Origin of the sequence: Candidatus Mycalebacterium zealandia (assembly GCA_014075295.1) — a bacterium.
Taxonomy (GTDB): domain Bacteria; phylum Desulfobacterota_D; class UBA1144; order Nemesobacterales; family Mycalebacteriaceae; genus Mycalebacterium; species Mycalebacterium zealandia.
Map to the genome: position 1 here is coordinate 48,694 of CP046180.1, position 20,520 is coordinate 69,213.

General features: G+C 53.3%; 17 protein-coding genes and 1 tRNA gene. All 18 read right to left on the reverse strand.

Annotated features, from left to right (window positions below; translation table 11 throughout):
• Positions 1-5 precede the first annotated feature (5 nt).
• Positions 6-1,397 carry a precorrin-3B C(17)-methyltransferase gene (gene cobJ / locus GKS04_00260; GenBank protein QMU55632.1) on the reverse strand — a complete coding sequence of 464 codons (1,392 nt, stop codon included), beginning with the start codon at positions 1,395-1,397 and terminating at the stop codon, positions 6-8.
• Positions 1,382-3,031 carry a hypothetical protein gene (locus GKS04_00265; protein QMU55633.1) on the reverse strand — a complete coding sequence of 550 codons (1,650 nt, stop codon included), beginning with the start codon at positions 3,029-3,031 and terminating at the stop codon, positions 1,382-1,384. The genes cobJ and GKS04_00265 overlap by 16 nt, the downstream gene beginning before the upstream one ends.
• Before the next feature lie 128 nt (positions 3,032-3,159).
• Positions 3,160-4,101 carry a cobalamin biosynthesis protein CobD gene (gene cobD / locus GKS04_00270; GenBank protein ID QMU55634.1) on the reverse strand — a complete coding sequence of 314 codons (942 nt, stop codon included), beginning with the start codon at positions 4,099-4,101 and terminating at the stop codon, positions 3,160-3,162.
• A gap of 10 nt (positions 4,102-4,111) precedes the next feature.
• Positions 4,112-4,189: transfer RNA gene (locus GKS04_00275), tRNA-Glu, on the reverse strand.
• 53 nt (positions 4,190-4,242) lie between these two features.
• Complete coding sequence (locus GKS04_00280) at positions 4,243-5,559, reverse strand: cell division protein FtsZ (GenBank protein QMU55635.1); 1,317 nt, start codon at positions 5,557-5,559, stop codon at positions 4,243-4,245.
• Between the two features lie 3 nt (positions 5,560-5,562).
• Positions 5,563-6,798, reverse strand: a complete 1,236-nt coding sequence (ftsA, locus tag GKS04_00285; GenBank protein QMU55636.1) for a cell division protein FtsA — start codon at positions 6,796-6,798, stop codon at positions 5,563-5,565.
• Positions 6,795-7,517 carry an FtsQ-type POTRA domain-containing protein gene (locus GKS04_00290; protein ID QMU55637.1) on the reverse strand — a complete coding sequence of 241 codons (723 nt, stop codon included), beginning with the start codon at positions 7,515-7,517 and terminating at the stop codon, positions 6,795-6,797. Before GKS04_00290 ends, ftsA begins: the two co-directional genes overlap by 4 nt.
• A complete protein-coding gene (gene murB / locus GKS04_00295) occupies positions 7,505-8,392 on the reverse strand; it encodes a UDP-N-acetylmuramate dehydrogenase (GenBank protein QMU55638.1) in 888 nt (295 codons plus the stop codon). Before murB ends, GKS04_00290 begins: the two co-directional genes overlap by 13 nt.
• Positions 8,389-9,756, reverse strand: coding sequence for a UDP-N-acetylmuramate--L-alanine ligase (locus GKS04_00300; GenBank protein QMU55639.1), 1,368 nt, complete (start codon positions 9,754-9,756; stop codon positions 8,389-8,391). Before GKS04_00300 ends, murB begins: the two co-directional genes overlap by 4 nt.
• Positions 9,757-9,765: 9 nt before the next feature.
• Complete coding sequence (gene murG, locus GKS04_00305) at positions 9,766-10,863, reverse strand: undecaprenyldiphospho-muramoylpentapeptide beta-N-acetylglucosaminyltransferase (GenBank protein QMU55640.1); 1,098 nt, start codon at positions 10,861-10,863, stop codon at positions 9,766-9,768.
• Complete coding sequence (gene ftsW, locus GKS04_00310; protein QMU55641.1) at positions 10,860-11,978, reverse strand: putative lipid II flippase FtsW; 1,119 nt, start codon at positions 11,976-11,978, stop codon at positions 10,860-10,862. Before ftsW ends, murG begins: the two co-directional genes overlap by 4 nt.
• A complete protein-coding gene (murD, locus tag GKS04_00315) occupies positions 11,959-13,296 on the reverse strand; it encodes a UDP-N-acetylmuramoyl-L-alanine--D-glutamate ligase (protein ID QMU55642.1) in 1,338 nt (445 codons plus the stop codon). The genes ftsW and murD overlap by 20 nt, the downstream gene beginning before the upstream one ends.
• Before the next feature lie 8 nt (positions 13,297-13,304).
• Positions 13,305-14,423 (reverse strand): phospho-N-acetylmuramoyl-pentapeptide-transferase, encoded by a 1,119-nt coding sequence (locus GKS04_00320; protein ID QMU55643.1) that lies wholly within the window; start codon positions 14,421-14,423, stop codon positions 13,305-13,307.
• Between the two features lie 14 nt (positions 14,424-14,437).
• Positions 14,438-15,802 (reverse strand): UDP-N-acetylmuramoyl-tripeptide--D-alanyl-D-alanine ligase, encoded by a 1,365-nt coding sequence (gene murF, locus GKS04_00325; GenBank protein ID QMU55644.1) that lies wholly within the window; start codon positions 15,800-15,802, stop codon positions 14,438-14,440.
• Complete coding sequence (locus tag GKS04_00330) at positions 15,799-17,319, reverse strand: UDP-N-acetylmuramoyl-L-alanyl-D-glutamate--2,6-diaminopimelate ligase (protein QMU55645.1); 1,521 nt, start codon at positions 17,317-17,319, stop codon at positions 15,799-15,801. Before GKS04_00330 ends, murF begins: the two co-directional genes overlap by 4 nt.
• A complete protein-coding gene (locus GKS04_00335; GenBank protein QMU55646.1) occupies positions 17,286-19,205 on the reverse strand; it encodes a hypothetical protein in 1,920 nt (639 codons plus the stop codon). Before GKS04_00335 ends, GKS04_00330 begins: the two co-directional genes overlap by 34 nt.
• Positions 19,202-19,489: a hypothetical protein gene (locus GKS04_00340; GenBank protein ID QMU55647.1), complete on the reverse strand. Its 288-nt coding sequence runs from the start codon at positions 19,487-19,489 to the stop codon at positions 19,202-19,204. The genes GKS04_00335 and GKS04_00340 overlap by 4 nt, the downstream gene beginning before the upstream one ends.
• 63 nt (positions 19,490-19,552) lie before the next feature.
• On the reverse strand, positions 19,553-20,512 hold the full coding sequence (rsmH, locus tag GKS04_00345) for a 16S rRNA (cytosine(1402)-N(4))-methyltransferase RsmH (protein QMU55648.1): 960 nt from the start codon (positions 20,510-20,512) through the stop codon (positions 19,553-19,555).
• Between the last annotated feature and the right edge of the window lie 8 nt (positions 20,513-20,520).

Sequence of the window (20,520 nt, forward strand, 5' to 3'; positions counted from 1 at the left end):
AACTCTCAAGCGGCATCTTCATCAAAACCCAGAGCTGTGTTCACTATCGCCGCGGCAACCGCGCTACCGCCCTTTTTGCCCCGTATCACGGCATAAGGGACGCCCTCCGCGGCGGCTTCAAGGCGCGCTTTGGACTGCTCAACATTGACAAAACCCACCGGAGCGCCGATGACTCCGAGCGGGGAAAAACCGGATTGCCCACCGCTTGCTTTTGCGAGGGTGTCGGCAATTTCAATCAAAGCGGTTGGAGCGTTGCCGACCGCGAAAAGAGCTTCGGGGTGCCTGCTTATGGCGACCCTCATCGCCGCCTGGCTTCTGGTAATTCCCTCCTGTTCGGAAATCCGCAGGGACTCCGGCTCATCAAGATAGCAAAAAACCTTCGCACCGGTTTTTTCCAGAAGACGTTTTGAAACACCGGCGAGAACCATTCTCACATCGGTAACAATTTCCCCTCCCCGCAACGCGCCGCTCCACTTTTCAATCGCGCGGGGCGAGCAGTAAAAAATGTCTTTATACTCAAAATCGGCGGTAGTGTGAATGCAACGTCTTATCGCCTCGCGCTCCCCCACGGAAAGCAGGTCGGACATTTTAAGAGACCTGTCTATTGAGTCAAAACTGTCATCGTAGATAAGACGCGCCGCTTCGGAAGCGGACTGCGGGGGCACGGGCTTTGAGCCGCGCGGAGTTACCATTTTGCCGCCCTCGGCAATTGTTTCCGAGTTGCCGATTATCAGAAGCGAAAACATATCCACTTCATCCGGATTGAGTTTCTCCAGAGTTGTAAGGCGTGTCCGCTCATCCTCTCTTGAAATGTTGCGGACAATTCCCACGGGAGTATCGGGAGATTTTGAGGAAAGAAAAATTTCTTTGAGGCGCGAAAGCTGCCAGTATCGTTTTGCGCTTTTGGGATTGTGCACAACCGTAACAAAGTCGCCTTCGGCGGCGGCGGCGATGCGCTTTTCTATGGTCTGCCACGGGGTAAGAAGATCTGAAAGGGAAACCGAGCAGAAATCATGCCCGAGCGGCGCGCCCAGTTTTGCCGCCGCCGCGATAAAAGCGCTTACACCTGGAACAACGGACACCTCGGCGCCGCCAAAACCCGCCGCGACAAGATGAACCACGGACGCCATTCCGTAAATCCCGCTGTCTCCCGAACTGATGACGGCGACATTTTTTCCCTCACGCGCGAGCCCAACCGCGATTTGCGCTCTTTCGTCCTCTTCGGAAATCTCCTTCTCAACGCGCTCGCAGTCCCGCGGAATCAGCTCATCAACAAAACGGAAATAACTGCGGTAACCGATAACGACTTCGGCTTTTGAGAGCGCTTCACGGGCAAGCGGGGTAATATGCTCATCCGCCCCGGGACCGACGCCGACAACCGTTATGCTACCCGGCATCCGTCAAACCTCTTTGAGATGATAAACAGGGAAAAATAAGGCAAATCGCCGTCTTCAAGATCGGCGGGTTTTGAGGTGATGAACTGATTTTCCCCGCCGACGTCACGGCAATAGACAAAACCGAGCCCCTTTTCCCTGATGAGTTTTACAAGCGCGCGCGCGCGCGGAGGCTTCATAATTACAACAGTTTCAAATCCTCCTATGGCGTCTTCCATTTCGCGCTCGGAACAACCGCCGGGAAGCACCGCGATTCTATCGCTGCCGAGCCCCAGGCAAACATCGGCGGAAGCCGCCGCCGCGGACGGAGACGAAACGCCCGGAATTAATTCAAAATTGCCGCTAAAAACATCATCGCACAGAATGCGAAACACCGTACTGTAAAGCGAAAGGCACCCTTCGCACACAACCGCCACATCAAGCCCCTGTTTCAAATCTTCAAGCAGAACTTCCCTCGCAAGCCGGTATGAACCGTCCGCCGAACCGCGGGTTTTCATGTCCACCGCGAGGGGTTTGGAATGCTCCTGTAAGCCGTAGTGGCGCAGAATGGAGACACAGCGGCTTTCACTCGCGCCCTTTGCGGACGGATAGTAAATCCTGTCTGAACCGCGCAACGCTTCAAGTGCGCGCACGGTTACCAGATCCGGCGCGCCGGGGCCCAGCGAAATTCCGCGCAGGCTGCCGGTTTTTGGGCTCTTCAGATTCTTCAAACCGCCTTTGGCCGAATCTCCCCCCCTCACATGAAAATGATGCCCCACCTGCTCCCGGCCCACTTCGTTCTCAAAACCCACTATTTGCGTTCTGTATTTGCACAGTTGGCAGTTCATGTTGGCGTTCCCTTCCTTAACTTCCTCAACCCTTTCGTCCAGAATGTCCAGAATGAGGTCGTGCGCGCCGAACGGCTCAGTGTAGAGAATCTCTTTGCGCGAAACCGTTTTGTGTTTTTCAAGCGTGGCGTAAATCCTTTTAAGCAAAACTCCCGTGAAAAGAAAAACCGGAACGGCGACTATTCTTGAATAAGGAAGGTTTTCAAGAATTTTCAATGTTTCTTCAAGACCGGGTTTCGTAACCCCGATATACGCGGCGCGTGAAAAGCCAAACCCCATTCCCTCTTCAAGCATCCTCGCCATTTTCGCGACATCGGAGTTTCCATCCGGATCGGATGTCCCCCTTCCCACAAGTAATAGGCATGTTTCTTCCCTTGCGTGCGGCGGCATGGATTTTTCGCTTTTTTCTATCAGCAGACGGCACAGTTCAAGCAGTTGCGGCGAAACACCGAGAAAACTGCCGAAGCGTATTCTGAGTCCTTTGTGAGCGGCCTGTATGGAATTCATCTCAAACGGCATATCGTTCTTCGCGTGCCCGCCGGCAAACAGAATGGCGGGAAGAGAGATGATGTCTTCCACGCCCCTTTCCGCCATCGCTTTAACGGCGACATCAAATGTCGGTTGCGCGAACTCAAGAAACCCGTAATCCACATCGGCGTCCGGACGGCGACTCCTCATGCGCCGGACCAAACTTTCAAAGCCCTCAACCCCTTCGGAGTCACGGCTTCCGTGCCCGCATATCAGTATGCCTTTGCCGTCCGCACTCGGTGTTATTTTTTCACTCTCACAATCCGGTTGACTTTTGTTCATAACGGAGACCGCGAGACAGAATACTTGACCAAAGGGCTTAACTCCAACAAAAGACAGCTCTTACGAATATGACAACGGAAATGCGGGAATAACATCCGGCGCGGAGCCGTAAAACGGTTTTTCCCGGGCTAAAAAACTGTTTTCAGAACGGAGACGGCCAAAACGGCAACCACCATAACCGCATTGTTTACTTTCCGCGCCGTTTTGAAGTCTTGCGCGGTTATCTCACGCGTGCGCTCACCGATGAACGGTTTCTCCACCATCTCGCCTCCGTAAGACGCGGAACCGCCGAAACGGCAGTCAAGGATTCCCGCAAGAGCGGCCTGAGGAAACCCCGCGTTGGGGCTGGAATGGTTGCGTCCAAACTTGGTGATAAAGACAAAAGAACGAAAACTGAAGGCGCAAACCGCCATAAGAAAGGCGGTCAGACGTGCGGGGATGAAGTTCGCCGCATCATCCATTTTCGCCGCCACCATGCCAAACCGCCGGTAGCGTTTGTTTTTATAACCTATCATTGAGTCCAAAGTGTTCACTGCTTTGTACGCCATCATCGCCGGAACCCCTCCCAGAAAATAGAAAAATATCGGAGCCACAACGCCGTCTGACAGATTTTCGGACATTGTTTCAAGCGCCGCGGTTTTTATGCGCGTAGCGCAAAGCTCTTCCGTGTCGCGCCCGACAATGTTTGAAAGCCGTTTTCGCGCCAACCGGACATCGCCTTTTTCAACCGCCGAGAAAACCGCACCACATTCTCTTATGAGCGATGTTCCCGCGAGACCGAAAAAAACAAACAGAGATGTAAAAGAGACATATGCGAAAATTCCCGCCGACTCCGCCGCGTTTTCAAACTGCGTAAAAATCAGAAAAACCCCCGCCACAAGAAAAAGGGCAAGAAACGCGCCCTTGACCGTTTTGGCGATGCCCCGGTTTAGAAACAACTCGGCACGGGAAATAACTGCGCCGAAAAGACGAACAGGGTTGGGAATTCGGCGCGGATCTGAAAAAAGAAAATCCGCGACACAACCGATTATCAGGCAAAGCGCCGCCGTATCGGATGAAAAAAAACTCATTTTTCAGGTTTGGCAGCCCCTACGGGATTTGAACCCGTGTTTCTACCTTGAGAGGGTAGCGTCCTGGGCCGGGCTAGACGAAGGGGCCTCAAAAACGGAAAGCGTATTGTATACGGAGACAAGACGATATAAAACCGGAAATCAGTCTTTTTTCTTCCCGAATCTGGCTCCGAATATGCCCAGCCCCCCCGGGGAATCATTAGATTTGGATTCGTCCTGTTTGTCTTTTTCAGCATTATTCTGTTCTTTTTTGTCCCTCAAATAGGCGGGAATATCCCTGTCCGGGACGTTGTTGACAGCAGGCGCGTCCGGAAACAAGTCTCCGTCTGTGGGGTCCGACGCGGAGCTGTTTGATTTCTCGTGCTTGCGTTTCGGTGAAGCCGGAACACGGGAAGAGGAATCCTCAATTCCCGTGGCGATTATCGTAATCTTTACTTCGTCCTTGATATCTGCGTCTATCGTCCACCCGAAGATGAATTGCAAATCTTTGCTGGCTTTCTGAGTCACGTAGTCACAAGCTTTTTTCAGTTCATCGGGGCCGAAGTTAGGCGGCGCGACTATGTGAAGCAAAACCCCTTTCGCGCCCTCTATTGACAGCGCGCCAAGAAGCGGGCTTTCAACCGCGGACTCAACGGCTTTGACCGCTCTGTCCGAACCCTCGGCGATTCCGGTTCCCATTATCGCCTTGGAACCCTCCTGACTCATAACGGTTCTAACATCGGCGAAATCGGTATTGATTAAACCGGGTGTGTTTATAATATCAGTTATTCCGCTGACGGCGCGAAAAAGAACGTCATTCGCTCTGTCAAACGCTTCCAGCAACGAAGGCGGCGGGGTATTGTCTTCATCCGGTTGGTCATCGGGAACCACCTGTTCAACGGCGGAGTGCTGGTTCTGATTGGTGTTCTCTTCACACAGTTTGTCATTGGGAACCACTATCAGCGTATCCGCTTCTTTTTCAAGACGACTCAAACCGTCTTCGGCGGTTGCGGTTTTGGATTCCCCCTCAAATGAAAACGGCATGGTAACAATGGCAACCGTTAAAGCCCCGTTCTCTTTGGCAACTTTGGCGACAACCGGAGACGCGCCGGTTCCCGTGCCGCCCCCCATGCCGGCGGTGATAAAAACCATGTCCGCGCCGTCCAGCGCTTCGGCAATTCTCGCTTTGTCTTCAATCGCGGCGTCTTCGCCGGCGGAGGGATTACCCCCCACTCCAAGTCCGTGCGCGGAACGGCTTCCGACTTGCAGTTTGACATAAGCCTTTGATGTTTTTAGGTCTTGCGAATCGGTGTTTACGGCTACAAAATCAACTCCTTGCAGCCCTTGACCAACCATGGAGTTCAGGGTGTTGCAGCCGCCGCCGCCCACTCCGACAATCTTGATTTTGGCCTTTAAGCGGTCGTCATCGGGAACAATGGTAAAGGTTGACATCCCATCTCTCCGAACCGGAAAAATCATCCGTTAAAAAAATTCGTTGAACCACTGCTCCATCCACCCGAGTATTTTGTTAAACGGCGTTTTTCCGCCTCTAACACGGATTTTATCCGATTTTTCCGAATATTTCACTCCGTAGTGTATGAGCCCTATCCCCGTGGAATAAGCAGGGCTTAAAATCGCTTCGGTGTTGCTGACAACCCCGCACGGAACCCCCAGACGCGCGGGCATGTCAAAAATTTCAGATGCCATTTCAACCGCGCCTTCCATCACAAAAGTTCCGCCCGTCAGAATAACCTTTGAGGACGGACCGTAGATTTCCACCGAATCGGGAATTTCCTCTTTCGCGAAAGACAGTATCTCTCTCATTCTCGGCTCTATAATCTTAGCGATTTCGCGGCGCGAAACCTTTTGTTCAGTGTTGTCCGAGCAACGGACTGTGACGTTTTTGCACTCCGAGGCAAGCCGCTCGAACGCGACCCCGTGGGACTCCTTTATTCTGCGTGACTCCAAATCGCTTACGGTGTTGAAGCGGTGAGATATGTCTCTGTCAATATGGTCGCCGCCGAGGGTTATGTTCTGCGTGTATTTCAGCCCGCCTCTGTTGAAAACCGCTATGTCGGTTGTGCCGCCGCCGCAATCAACAAGCACAACCCCCAAATCCTTGTCCGCATCATTCAGAACCGCCGCGGCCGAAGCGATTTGCTCCAAAACTATGCCGTTCACATCCATGCTCGCCTCACGCACGCACCGGACAAGCGTGTTTGTGTCCGTAACCTGCCCGGTAACAATGTGAACTTCGGTCTCAATCTTGCTTCCGTGCATTCCCAGCGGATTGATGACCGAATCCTTCCCGTCTATTGAGTATTTCCCCGGAACCGCATGAATAATCTCCCTGTCCGCCGTCACATTTTTGGCGGTCGCCGACTCTATCAAACGCCTCATGTCTCCATCGGTAACCCTTCCATCGGTAATGTTAACAACCCCGTGAGCGATGTGGCTTTTGATGTGCCCGCCCGCTATCCCGACAAAAGCGGAACGTATCTCCTGACCCGACATCTCTTCGGCTTTCTCAATCGCGGACGCTATGCAATCCGTGGTTTTCTCCACGTCAACAACTATCCCTCGGCGCAACCCCGTTGACGGATGCATTCCAAACCCGATTATGTTGATGTCCCGCCCGTTCACCTGAGCGACAATGGCGCATATCTTGGTCGTGCCGAGATCAAGTCCTATAAAAATTTCCGGTTTTTCCGAGCTCAATTGACCCCTTCCCTGAAACTGACTATCCCCACGCCTTTGCGGCGAAGGTTAATATACTTTGGACTCAAGCCCCGTGCTCGAAGGTTGCTCGTTATCCTCTCAAGTTTCTCCCAATGAGCCTTCAAATCGGCTCCAAGGTCTATTCGCTGCCCCGGTCGCGTGAATATCTCCACGCCGCTCTCGCCCAAAACCACAACCTCGGATATGTCATCCCAGCCCGGCGCCGAAACCGCCGATGAAGACAGATTGAGCGCGGCAAGCGCTTCGGAGACAAAAGCCGGTTGGGCTCTCACTACCGGAAAATCCATTCCGTGCAGGCCCGCAGGCGCGGAGCCAAGCGGAACGCCCGACTCGTCAATATAGAAAAATGTTCCGTTAGGCATCGCCAGAAGACAGAACGGTTTTTTCTCTTTTATTTTTATCACTGCTCCGCCCCTGAAATCCCTTGTCATTGAAACTGTTTCCACCCAAGGCTCGCTTTTAAGAGCCCTGTTCACGGCTCCGGGAAGCAACAAAACCTTCTCCCCCGAATACAGTCCCGCCGTCCTTAAAATGTTTTCTTCGGACACCGCGCGGGCTCCCTCAACGGAAGCGTTGCCGATAAGAAGCGCGCTGCGCGATACGAAAAACACCGCGACCACAATTACGACAGCCAGAAAAACTTTCGCCGCACCGCCTTTACGCAGATTTTTCTTTCCACGATTTTTCAGATTACGCATACCTCTGTTTCCAAATATAAGCCTTTTTTCTCAAGCGCTTTGACACGGGCGATTTTTATGAGTTTGAGAACATCGGAGGTTTTCGCGCCGCCTTTGTTAACTATAAAGTTGGCGTGAACACCTGAAAATTCGGCGGCGCCGACGGAAAAAAGTTTCATTCCGATCTCTTCAAGAAGCCGGCCGGCCGCCACGGATCGCGGATTTTTGAAGATTGAGCCCGTGTTTGCCTCGCTTACGGGCTGGGTTTGTTTCCTGTGCTCAAGACTCTTTTTGATTGCCGCGCGGCTTTTGAGCGCGTCTCCGACAACAAGACGCAGTCGCGCGCCAAGCAGCACGGAGTCCGGCGGAAGCCCGCCGTGCCTGTAAGCGGGGCTCAGTTCGCCCGCGCCGATCTCATGCTCTTTTCCATCCTGCCACACAACAACGCTTTCAACCACTTCGGCGGTCTCGCCGCCACACGCTCCGGCGTTCATAAAAACCGCGCCACCCACCGTTCCGGGAATTCCGGCGGCAAACTCCAGTCCGGAAAGGCCGGCGCGCGTGGTCGCGTTCATCACCGCCGAAAGCGGCGCGCCGCAGTCCGCCGTGACCGAGAAGCCGGGTTTGATTTCAAAACCTTTAAGACGGCTCGTGCTCACAATCGCGCCGTCAAATCCGCTGTCTTTAACTATCGTGTTCGTGCCACCGCCCAGAACCTCAAAAGGAACTGACTCCGTGCGCAAAAATGCGAGAGTTCCGCAAAGAGCGGCGCGAGTTTGAGGATACGCCACAATGCGCGCGCGCCCGCCGACCCTCATCGCCGTATATGAAGACATGCGAAAATCCGAAACGGTTTCGCACCCGAGTTTTTCAAGTTCTGCGGCAAGTCTTTTCATCTCAATTCATCGGCAAGCGCCTCGGCGCAACGCCACACATTGCCCGCGCCGAGCGTGAGAACAATATCTCCCGCGCTCAAATCCTCTTTCAGTTTATTGACCAAATCCTTTTCACACGGAGCGTAAACCGCGCCCAAACCGCCAGCGGCTTTCACTCTCTTCACCACTTCCTCGGAAGTCGCGCCCTTTATCGGCTCCTCTCCCGCGGAAAAAACATCAAGAACATACAGTTTTGATATCTTGCTGAGCACCTCCACAAAACCGTCAAAAAGAAGATGAGTCCGGGTGAACCTGTGCGGCTGAAACACCACCACGGGCTGTAACGCAAACGCCTCGCTGACCGAGTCAAATGTAACCCTTATCTCTTCGGGGTGGTGCCCGTAGTCATCAATAAACTTTATGCCCCTCACCTCATCTCTGAGTTGCATGCGCCTCTCAATGCCGCCAAACTGTTTAAGTCCGCGTTTTATGTCGTCAAAACTCAAGCCCATCTCCATTCCTACGGCGACCGCCGCCAGAGAATTCACCGCGTTGTGTTTTCCCGGAACAGGCAACGCCGCACGCCCCAGTTTTTCGCGCTTGAAAAAAACATCAAATTCCGCCTCAAAACCGCGTCCGGCAAAACCTTCCAACCGTAAGTCCGCGTCCGGATTCTCGCCGTATGTTACGAACCGCTTGAAAAGCCGCTTTGAGATTTCGCGCACATGGGCGCAGTCAACACAGAGCGCGGCAAGCCCGTAAAACGGCGCTCTCTCAAGAAACTCTAAAAATCCGTCACGCAACGCCTCTACGGTTCCGTGGTAGTCAAGATGCTCGCGGTCAACGTTTGTGAGAACTGAAATCGCGGGCGAGAGACGATTGAATGAACCGTCGCTTTCGTCCGCCTCGGCAACCATTATGTCTCCGCCGCCGACCCGTCCGCTTTTTCCCAAAGCGGCGACTTTGCCGCCCACAATAACGGTCGGGTCAAGCCCGCCCGCCGTGAGAACGGACGCTATCATTGAAGTGGTCGTGGTTTTCCCGTGACTGCCCATCACGGAGACCCCGAACTTCATTCTCATAAGCTCCGCGAGCATCTCCGCTCTCTGCACAACCGGAATGCCGAGTTTTTTCGCGGCCGCAAGTTCGGGATTTGAACCCACTATTGCCGAAGAAACAACAACAACGTCACTGCCTTTGACATTTTCGGGCACGTGCTCGCCCATTACCTTCGCACCGGCACTTTCAAGCGCGACAAGCCCCGAAGCCGGTCCTGTGTCGGAACCGGAAACCTCATATCCCATGCTGATAAGAACCTCGGCGAGTCCTCTCATTCCGGAGCCCGCAATGCCAACCATGTGTATTCTTCTAAATTTCCCTTTCATGTCTTTATTTCACCCGCCGGCAAGCACCTCTATTTCATCCACAACCCTGAGCGCCGCTTCCGGAGAGGCAAACTCCGCCGTCGCGCGGGACATCTCTTCCAGACTATTAGAATTAACCAACCTTTTTAAAGTTTCGGCAACCGTTTTTTGAGACAAATTTTTTTCTTCAATCACAACCGCAGCTCCCGCTTTTTCCATCATCTCCGCATTTGAGCGCTGATGCCCGCCCGCGGCAAACGGATAAGGGATGAGTATTGAAGGTTTGGAGAACAGCGCTATCTCCGAAACCGCTCCCGCTCCCGCTCGTGATATTACCATGCTCGCCTGCGCGTAAAAGTCCGCCACCATGGGGTTGAAATCAAACACAACCGCCTCAATCCCGGCGGCGGCGTAAACCCTTTCAACCTTATCCGCCGCGCCCTTGCCAGTCTGGTGAAAAACCTTCACTTTTTTTGCTGCGCCCTCCTTGAAAGCCGCCACGGCGTCGGGAACAAAGCGGTTGAGCGCATTCGCCCCCTGACTTCCGCCAAGAACAAAAATTGTGAAATCGCCTCCGCCGGCTTGAGTGTTCGCGGCGCGGCGCGCGGCCGCGCAAAGCTCCGGACGGGCGGGATTGCCGACAACACGAATTTTTTCAGCGGCAAAACGCAGGCGGGAGCGGTCCGGTGGCGGAAAAGAAAGAAAAACACGGCGCGCGATCTTTCCGAGCATCCGGTTGGCAAGACCCGGAACACTGTTCTGTTCGCAAATCACGACCGGAATTCCGAGAACGCGCGCCGCCGCAAGAGCGGGAAATGACGCATAACCTCCCATTCCCACTGCCACATGCGGAGCGAATTTCTTCAAGATGGAAAGCGACTGCGCTATTCCCACGGCCGTAAAAAATGCTCCCGAAAATGCTCCCGAAACACCTCGCCGCACAACCGCGCCACCACTGACCGGGCGGAACGCGTAGCCCTGCTCCGGCACCATGCGGCTTTCAAGCCCGCCACGGGTTCCTATAAAAAGAACTTCGTTTGAGAGGTTTCGTTTCGTTATCTCGCCCGCAATCGCGAGAGACGGAAAAACATGCCCTCCGGTTCCGCCTCCCGATATCAAAACCCTCATCGCCGCGCCGACCGCGCCCGCGATACGCCCAAAATGGCGCCGACCGCGCCGAGACTGACCACAAGCGAAGTGCCTCCGTAACTGAGAAACGGCAGAGTCAACCCCTTCGTGGGTAGAAGAGACAACGCGACAGCCATGTTCAGCACCGCCTGAAAAACTATGAGAAGAGTGAAGCCCATAACGAGATAAAACCCGAAAAGGTCGGGAGCGGAAAGGGCTATTTTAACGCTTCGAAACAAAATCACCGCAAACGCCGCAACCACAAGCGCGACCCCGACGAAACCAAGTTCCTCGCCGATGATGGAAAGAATAAAATCGGTGTGCGCCTGAGGAAGAAAAAACAGTTTCTGGTTGCTCGCGCCGAGTCCCTGCCCCAAAAGCCCTCCGAGGCTGAACGCCATAATTGACTGAACCGCCTGATAGCCGGAATCAAAATAGTTCGCCCACGGGTCAAGAAACGACAGCAGACGGGTTTGGCGGTACGGCTCAATCCAGACCGCGAAAACCGCGAAACACATCACCCCTCCGACCAGCGCGGACAGATGGGAAATTTTCGCTCCGCTGAGAAAAAGCATAATTCCCGTAATCGAAAGAATGATGAATGCTGTTCCGAAGTCCGGCTCAATAAATATCAGGCTCGCGTAAACACCGCCAAGTATCAAGTGGGGAACAATTCCACGAAAAAAATTCGTCATCAACCCGCTTTTGCGCGAAAGGGATTCCGCCATATAGAGAAAGAAAACAAACTTCGCCAACTCCGAGGGTTGAAATGTAAATCCGCCGAGAGACAGCCACCTTCTCGCACCGAAAAACTCTCTGCCAACACCTTCAAACAGAACCGCTATCAGGGGAATAAGCCACAAAAAGTAAGCGGGTATGGCGATTTTTTTAAGACGCCTGTAATCCATCAGCGAAGTCACCGTCATAACAATGAGCCCCACGCACAGATACGCCACTTGCAGTTTGAAAAACCTCCATGAATCACCGTGCTCTTCAAGGGCGTAAACCGAACTTGTGCTGTAAACCATAAGCACGCCGGCAAGCGAAAGCGCAACCACGACAATCATTAGCGTGTAATCAAAACCCTGCGGGTTTCTACCCAAATCTCTTAACAATTTTTTTAAACTCCCTGCCTCTTTCCTCGAATGACGAAAACATATCAAAACTTGAACACGCGGGCGAGAAAAGTATTGAACCGCCGGGACGCGCTTCGGACACCGCGATTTCAACCGCGTTTTGAAGAGAGTCAGCGGCAAAGGTTTTTGTGAGAGTGCCAAGCTCCGACATCATCGCCCGCCGCGCCTCACCGAAAAGCACAAGGGAGGAAACCTTGCTTCGCACGGGTTCGCGCAGGGCGGAAAAGCCGGTTTTTTTGTCCTTGCCGCCGGAAATCAGAACAACCGGCTTATCAAGGGCTGTGAGAGCCGCGGCGGCGGCGGCGGGATTGGTTGATTTTGAATCGTCATAAACACGAGCGCCGCGCACATCGCTCACAAACTCCATTCTGTGCGGCGGCGGGGAAAACTCTATTACCGCGGCGGCGGTTTTTTCGGGTTCACAACCGAGGATGGAAGCGACCGCGATTGCCGCCATAGAGTTTTCCATATTATGCCGCCCTTGCAGTTTTGAACCGGAAAGGTCGTATTTTTCACCTCTGAAAAAAACCGTTTGCCCGTCCGAGGTCGCGCAACCCGGATGCTCGCCGGTGAGTTCTGAATTGAATAAAACCTTTTTCGCGCTCAAGTTATCAAGCATTGCGGCAACTTGAGTGTCCGCGCCGTTGGCAACCGCCCAGTCATCCTGTGTCTGGTTCGCGAAAATCTTTTTTTTGGACAGCGCGTAGTCTTCATAATCCGGATGGACATCAAGATGGTTTGGAGAGATGTTGAGTAAAACCGCCACAGCCGGCTTGAAGGCAAAAGTGGTTTTGAGTTGAAAACTGCTCATTTCAAGCAACGCTAAATCATAAGCGCTTTCATTTCCGACCGCGTTGATAAAAGGGTCGCCGAAGTTTCCGCCGACAAAGGGTTTTTTGCCGCACGCCTTGAGTATGTGTCCGATTAGCCCGGTGGTGGTGGTTTTGCCGTTTGAGCCCGTAACGGCAACAACCGGGAGTCCGCACAATGCCGAAGAAAGCTCCACCTCGCCGATAACGCGGGCGTCTGCGCGCCGAGCCGCGCGGACGGGCTCAATGTCCGGAGGAACTCCCGGGCTCAAAACAACCGTTCGGGCTTGCGTGAAAACATCTTCGCGATGCCCTCCCGTCCGCAGTTTCACTCCCAGTTTTTCAAGGTCCGCCGCTTCGGTAATTTCGCCCGCGTCTCTTAAATCAGTTGCCGTCACATCGGCTCCCGCGCGGGCTAGAAATCCGCTAACGGCAACTCCGGTCTTGCCCAGACCGACAACGAGAAATTTTTGTCCCTTCACTCTCATAACTTCCACTACCTGATTTTTAAAGTCGCGAGTGCCATCAGAGCGAGAACAAAAGAAACTATCCAAAAGCGGATGACTATTTGCGATTCGTGCCAGCCCGTCTTTTCAAAATGGTGATGCAGAGGCGCCATTTTGAACAACCGCCTCCCTCCTGTGGAACGGAAAAACAGCACTTGAGCCAGCACCGAAACCGTTTCGGCAACAAATATGCCGCCGATGATGACGAGCAGAACCTCCTGTTTGGTAACAAGCGCGGCAAGCCCTATGGACGCTCCGAGCGCGAGTGAACCCGTGTCCCCCATGAAAACGCGCGCGGGATAGGCGTTGTGCCACAAAAACCCCAGACACGCGCCGCCCACCGCGGCGAGAAAAACGGCAAACTCCCCCGCGTTTCTGACATAGGGAATGTGAAGATAGTTCGCCAGATTCGCGTTTCCCGCCACAAAAGCCAGAATGTAGTAGGTGCCAACCGTAACGATTATTGAACTGATGGCGAGCCCGTCGAGCCCGTCGGTGAGATTGACCGCATTTGAAGTCCCTATCGTAACAAAAAGCGCGAGAATAAAATAAACCCAGCCGAACTCAAAAACCGCTTCCTTGAAAAACGGAAACGCGACCGAAGTGAAAGAATACTCTATGGCTTCCTCGCCCGCCCGCACATACATCGTGAAGCCGCCTTCCTGAATTCGCAGAAAAATGAAAACCAGAATCACCGCCGCCGCACACTGAATAAAAAACTTGAGACCCGCGCTCATTCCGCGCGAGCGTGACAGCTTCATGCGATCATCAACAAACCCGATGAAACCGAACACCGCTGTAAAAACAATTGAAAAAACAACGACAGGCTCATTCAAGTTTCCCCACAGAAGCGTTGAAATGATTATTCCCAAAACTATGAACAGCCCGCCCATTGTCGGCGTGCCGGATTTAACCGCGTGCCCTTCGGGTCCGTCGGGGCGGATCTTTTCGCGGCTTTTCCAGCGCTCAAGAAGTGAAATAACTCTGCCGCCCATAAGAGCGGAAAGGAAAAAGGCAAACACCCCAGCGCCGAAAGAGCGGAAAGTCACATACTGAAAAATATTAAGTACCGGCAAGTCTTCTTTGAGTAGGTGAAGAAGATAAAGCATTTGATTTTCCGGATTTACCGCCCGCCAATCATCCGCGCGATTTTTTCCATCGCCATCGCACGCGACCCTTTGATGAGAATAAAATCGCCGCGCCGCACGACGCTCTTGATTATATCAGCCGCCTCTTCGTGAGACACCGTTTTTTCAACACGGACACCATCTCCCGCGCCGGCACGGATATGCCTCGCCTCTTCGCCAAACGCTATTAGAATGTCCACTCCGCACCGGGCGGCTTTTTCGCCCGCCTCATAATGGTATTGTCCGCTCAAATCACCAAGTTCAAGCATATCTCCAAGAACGGCTATCGCCCTGCCGCCTGATTTTTTTAGCCGCCCCAACTCCTCAAGCGCGGCGGCAACCGAATCGGGATTGGCGTTGTAGCAGTCATTTATCAAAACCACCCCGTCGAGAACCTCATAAACCTGCATCCTCATTTCCGCCGGAGTAAAATTGCCTATCCCCCCGGCTATTTCGTCCGGGGAAAGACCGAGCAGCAACCCCAGAGCGGATGCACACAGAAAATTCATAACATTATGCGCCCCCGCAACAGGAGCTGTCACGGGAAATTCGCGACCGCGTATTTTCATCTTAAAACTCACCGAACGGGATGAACAGACTATGTCCGCCGCCGCAACCTCCGCCGAAGTATTGCGCGCGGAAAAACCCGCCTTGTCACAGTCAAGCGCGGACGCGATTTCAACAGTGAGCGGGTCGTCCAGATTGATGGCAAAACCGCACTGTTTTCCAAAAGAGCGGAACAGGCGCGATTTTTCGCGGGCGATTTTCTCTTTGCTTCCGAACCTTCCTATGTGCGCCGTGCCGATATTTACAACCGCACCGATGTCAGGGCGCGCGATACGCTCAAGTTCGTCCATCTCTCCGGGGGTGTTTATGCCCACTTCGGCGACGCAAACTTCGTGCTCCGCATCGGTTTCAAGCAAAGTCAGAGGCAACCCCAGATGGTTGTTAAAACTTTTCCTGCTTGCAACCGCGCTACGCCCCGCCGCGCTCAAAATGCCCGCAAGCGCCTGTTTTGTGGTGGTTTTTCCGCTTGAGCCGGTTATGCAGACGATTTTTGAGTTTTTGAGTTTTTTTCTCCATTCCGCCGCCATATCCGCCAGGGCGCGAACTGTTGAGGGAACAAAGATTAGAGGCGCTTCGGGTAAAGACCGCGCGCCGTTCTCAACAACCGCCGCCGCCGCGCCGGCTTCAAAAGCCGCCCTGACATGATCATGCCCGTCACTGTCCCCCTTAATCGCAAAAAAAATATCGCCGCGCCGCAAGGTTCTTGAATCAATGGAAACTCCGCCATACGAGGCGGGAAAATCCCCCTCCGCACGCGCGTGTGTGGATTGCAAAAGAAAAGTGTGGTTTATCAAAACGCATCCTCTTTTTCTTTAAGAAAATCCGCCGCGCACAGCATGTCGTCAAAAGGTTTTTTTTCGCCGCCGATGTGTTGATATTTCTCATGCCCTTTGCCCGCAATTAGAACAAAATCACCCGGAACCGCGGATAAAATCGCGTGGCGTATGGCTTCACGCCTGTCAGGGATTTTCACCGTTTCGCATCCACTCGGAACAACTCCGGACTCAATCTCGTCAATTATCACGGCCGGAGATTCGCTTCGCGGATTGTCGGAAGTCAGAACCGCGACATCGCAATTCAAACTCGCCACACGCCCCATCTCGGGGCGTTTGCTTTTGTCTCTGTCACCGCCGCACCCGAACACCACAAACATCTTTCCCCGGCACAGCGGACGAACCGCTCTGATAACTCTTTCAAGCGCGTCTGCGGTGTGAGCGTAATCCACAAAAACATCAATCGCGCCGCTGTTTTCGACCCTTTCAAGCCTTCCGGGCACGAACACGCCGGACGACAGAGCATGGGCGACTTCTTCGGGAGCGGAACCGAGACACAGAGCACAACCCGCGGCGGCAAGCAGGTTTGAAAGGTTGTGAGCGCCGATGAGGTTTGAACTGATTTTGAGGTTTCCCCACGGGGTGCGGAACTCGGCTGAGATTCCGTCTCCGCCGATGGAAAAGGATTCGGCAAAAACTTCGGCTGACGCGTTTTCAGTGGAAAAAGATACGGTTTCACCCGAAGTATCACGTGCTATTTCGGCGCCGATTTCATCATCAATATTGATGACCGCGAACTTGTTTTTTTTCGCGCTTTTTTCAAGCAATTCGGTAAAAAGCCGTTTCTTGACGGCGGCATAACTGCGCAAGTCGCCGTGGTAGTCCAGATGCTCCGGCGTGAGATTTGTGAAAACCGCCGCGTCAAAATCGCAACCTTCAACCCTTTTTTCATTTATGGCGTGAGACGAAACCTCCATGCAAACCTTGTCCGCGCCTCCGGCGGACATAAGGGAAAAAAAATTTTGCAACTCAACGGAGCCGGGCGTGGTCATCTGTGCTTCTCTGAGTAAATCACCGAACCGTATCTCCACCGTGCCTATCATAGCGGGCTTGTGCCCGAGACGCTCCCAGACTGAATGGAGAAGGTGGCAGACGGTTGTTTTCCCGTTCGTGCCCGTAACTCCGGCAAGTGTGAACCCGCGAGACGGATAGCCGTGAAAAACGCAAGCCGCCAGCGCAGAGGCGGCTTTGGAGTCCTCGGCGAGTGCGCCGCAGATTTTCAAACCGCTGAGCCGTTTTTGCGTTATCACCGCCGCCGCTCCCCGAGAAACCGCTTCGGCAACATACTCATGTCCATCCGAAACGGCTCCCTTGACGGCTATAAAAAGGTCTCCGCGAGAGACCTTGGACGAATGGATGCAAATCCCGCCCACGCGCACCGCGGGGTCTCCCGTGTAAATCTCACAATCAATCGCGACGGCAATCTCGGAAAAACTCATCGCGCTCATATGAAGTCTCCTGAAAAAGAAACCGAACATTTGAGCCCTTTTTTAATCAGAGAACCTGCGGACGGAGTCTGTTTGACGGCGAACCCATGGCCGCTGATTCTCAGGTTGACTCCCGCTTGTCCCGCCCACTGTGCCACTTCCCGCACGCTTTTGCCGTGCAAATCCGGCATTGAAAACGGCTTCTCCGCAAGTGTGGAACCGTTTGAAGCGGCGCGAACTTCAAACATTCCAAGCGTTCTTTTCGCTATGGCGCTGAATATGGGCGCGGCGGCTTGAGAGCCGTATTTGAACCTTTTAGGTCTGTTTATGATGATAACAAGCGTCATCTGCGGATCTTCAACCGGGGCGAAACCGAGAAAAGAGGAAACATACTCGCCTTTCAGATAACCCTTTGCGGCGGAGCGCGCTATCTGCGCGGTTCCGGTTTTACCGGCAACGGAGTATCCTCGCACCGCCGCCCTTCTGCCGGTTCCCCTCTCAACCACCTGCTCCATTATGCCCGCCATTGTGCGTGCCACATTGTAGGAAATCACCCTGTCTTTCACCTTCGGACTTCTTCTGATAATCAGGTTTCCTCCGGTGTCCGCCACGCTTTCAACTATGTAGGGAGCCATAAGGTAGCCGCCGTTTGCTATTGCGGAAACCGCCGTAGCCATCTGAAGCGCGTTCACCGTGAGACCCTGTCCGAAGGAGATAGTGGCGAGCTCAATCCTGCCCCACTGATTCGGGCGCGGAATTATGCCTCTGTGCTCGCCGGGAAGTTTTGTTCCGCTTTGTGCTCCCAGACCGAAGGCGAGCAGGTATTTATGATAAATTTCGGGTCCCGCAAGTTCGGCGATTTTTGACGAGCAGATGTTGCTTGAAAAAACTATTGTGTCCGTAACGGTAAGTTTTCCGTGCGGAGAGGAATCCCGTATTTCGGTGGAGCCGATTTTGCGTTTTCCGTTTTCGCAGTCAAAAACCGTCCGCTCGCTCACAAGCCCCTCTTCAATCGCGGCGGCAACCAGAAACGGCTTGATGATTGAGCCCGGCTCAAACGCCTGCCAGACGGGCAGGTTCCTCTGCTCAACCTGCAAATAATCGGTAAAACGGTTCGGGTCAAAAAACGGATAGGACGCCATCGCGAGTATGCGCCCGGTGCGCGGCTCCATAAGCACCGCGCTACCGCTTTGCGCGCCGGTGCGCTCAACGCCCTTTTTAAGCTCCTCCTCAACCACATATTGAATGTCTGAATCCACAGTGAGGCGGACATCCGCGCCGCTTGTCCGTTCAAGCACATTGGGGTTGTGAAAAAGCATTGAGCCGCCTCTGCCGTCGCGCTTGACCCGAACTTTTATGCCTTTTCCGGTCAGGTGTCTGTTGAGCGAATATTCAAGCCCCTCAATTCCGCGCAGGTCAGTATCGGCAAAGCCCACAACCGGACCCAGAAGATTGCCCTGCGGATAAACCCTTTGCTGTTCGCTTATAAAAGCTAGCCCTTTAAGGTCCGCTTTTTTGAGTTTCTTAAAAATTTCTTCGGGCATCTTCCTTTGAAGCCAGATAAAAGACCTGTTGCTTTTGCCTGCAAGAGGCAGAATCCGCTCGTAGTCAAAACCCGCGATTTTTTCAAGCGCACGCGAAAACTGTTCCGGGTCTTCAATGTCAGACGGGATTAGATATGCGGAATGAGACCGCTTGCTTGACGCTATAAGCACACCGACCGAGTCAAAAATTCCGCCCCGTTTTGATTTGAGCGTCAGATATCCGACCTGCTGTTTTTTCGCGTAATTGAACGCCTTTTCGGTGTCAATAAACTGCAAGTCAAGCGCACGGTAGGCAATTATGAGAAAAAAAATGCTGAAAAGCGCGACACAGACAAATACACGGCTTTTCGGAATGCCGTTTTTAGCGCTGTTTTTTCCAAAAGACACTCTCATCGCGGATGTTCATCCAAACCGGGCTCCGACTCATAGATAAAATCCTGACGTCCCGGTTCCCTGAAACCTTTCTTCGCCGCAAGATCTCTGAGTTTTTCACTTGAAAAAACTTCGGTGTAAAGCAACTCGGCCGCGGCGGCTTCTTCTATAAGTAATTTTTCCTTGCGCACATTTTCAGAAATCTCATACGCAAGCACCACCTTCTCAACCCGCAAACGCATGTATCCGGCAACAACTGCCACAACCGCGCAGCAAACCAAAAACGCCTTGAAAAAAAACGACATTCTCCGAAAAAAAAGCCATTTCCGCCGCGTTCTTGCCTTTGTTTGTTGCACGATTTTTCTCCGTTAAATCTTTTCCGCAACCCTCATTTTGGAACTGCGCGCGCGCGGGTTCCTCCGAACCTCGGACGCGCCCGGCAAAACTGGCTTTCGCTCTATCACTTTGAGAATTTGGCTCTTTCCGCACCCGCACATCGGAAGCTCCGGAGGACATATGCAAGCCGCGTTCATTAAATTAAAAGCCCGTTTTACAACCCTGTCTTCAAGCGAATGGAAGGAGATTATCACAATCCTTGAGCCCGCGGATAGCAGGGGAACGGCCTTTTGCAGAAAAATTTCAAGGCTGGAAATTTCATCGTTAACATGGATTCTGAGCGCTTGAAAAACGCGAGTCGCCGGGTGCGTGCGCGGCGGATGAAACTTCACCGGAATGGAGCCCGCGACAATCAGCGCGAGTTCGCGTGCGGTCTCAAGCGGTTTTTCCTCACGGCTTCTTGCAATTGCATTCGCGATTTTGGACGCAAATTTTTCTTCGCCGTATTTTTTTATAATCCCCGCGAGTTCGCGGGCGGGCAGAGTGTTCACAATATCGGCCGCCGTTTCTCCGCTCGCGGGATTCATCCTCATATCAAGCGGCTCGTCCGCGGTGAAACTGAAACCCCTTCCGCTTCCCTCAAGCTGGCGACTTGATATGCCAAGGTCGGCTATTATGCCGTCCACCGCAAGAGCACCGCAAGAGCGCGCCGCCTCTTCAATACCGGTAAAGTTTGAATTCACAATCTCTATGCGTTCACCGAAGCGTTCCAGTCGCTTTTTTGCCGCTTCAACCGAGTCTGGGTCAGAGTCAATTCCTATAACTTTCACTCCGTCCACCGATGAAAGAATGGCCTCGGAATGGCCACCCATGCCAAGCGTGGCGTCAACATAGATTTTGCCGGGACGGGGATTAAGATATGAAACCGTTTCCTCAAGCATTACAGAACTGTGGGAAGTCTCATCTGTAGGAGGGTCCGGGGCGGTTTTCATCTGATTGC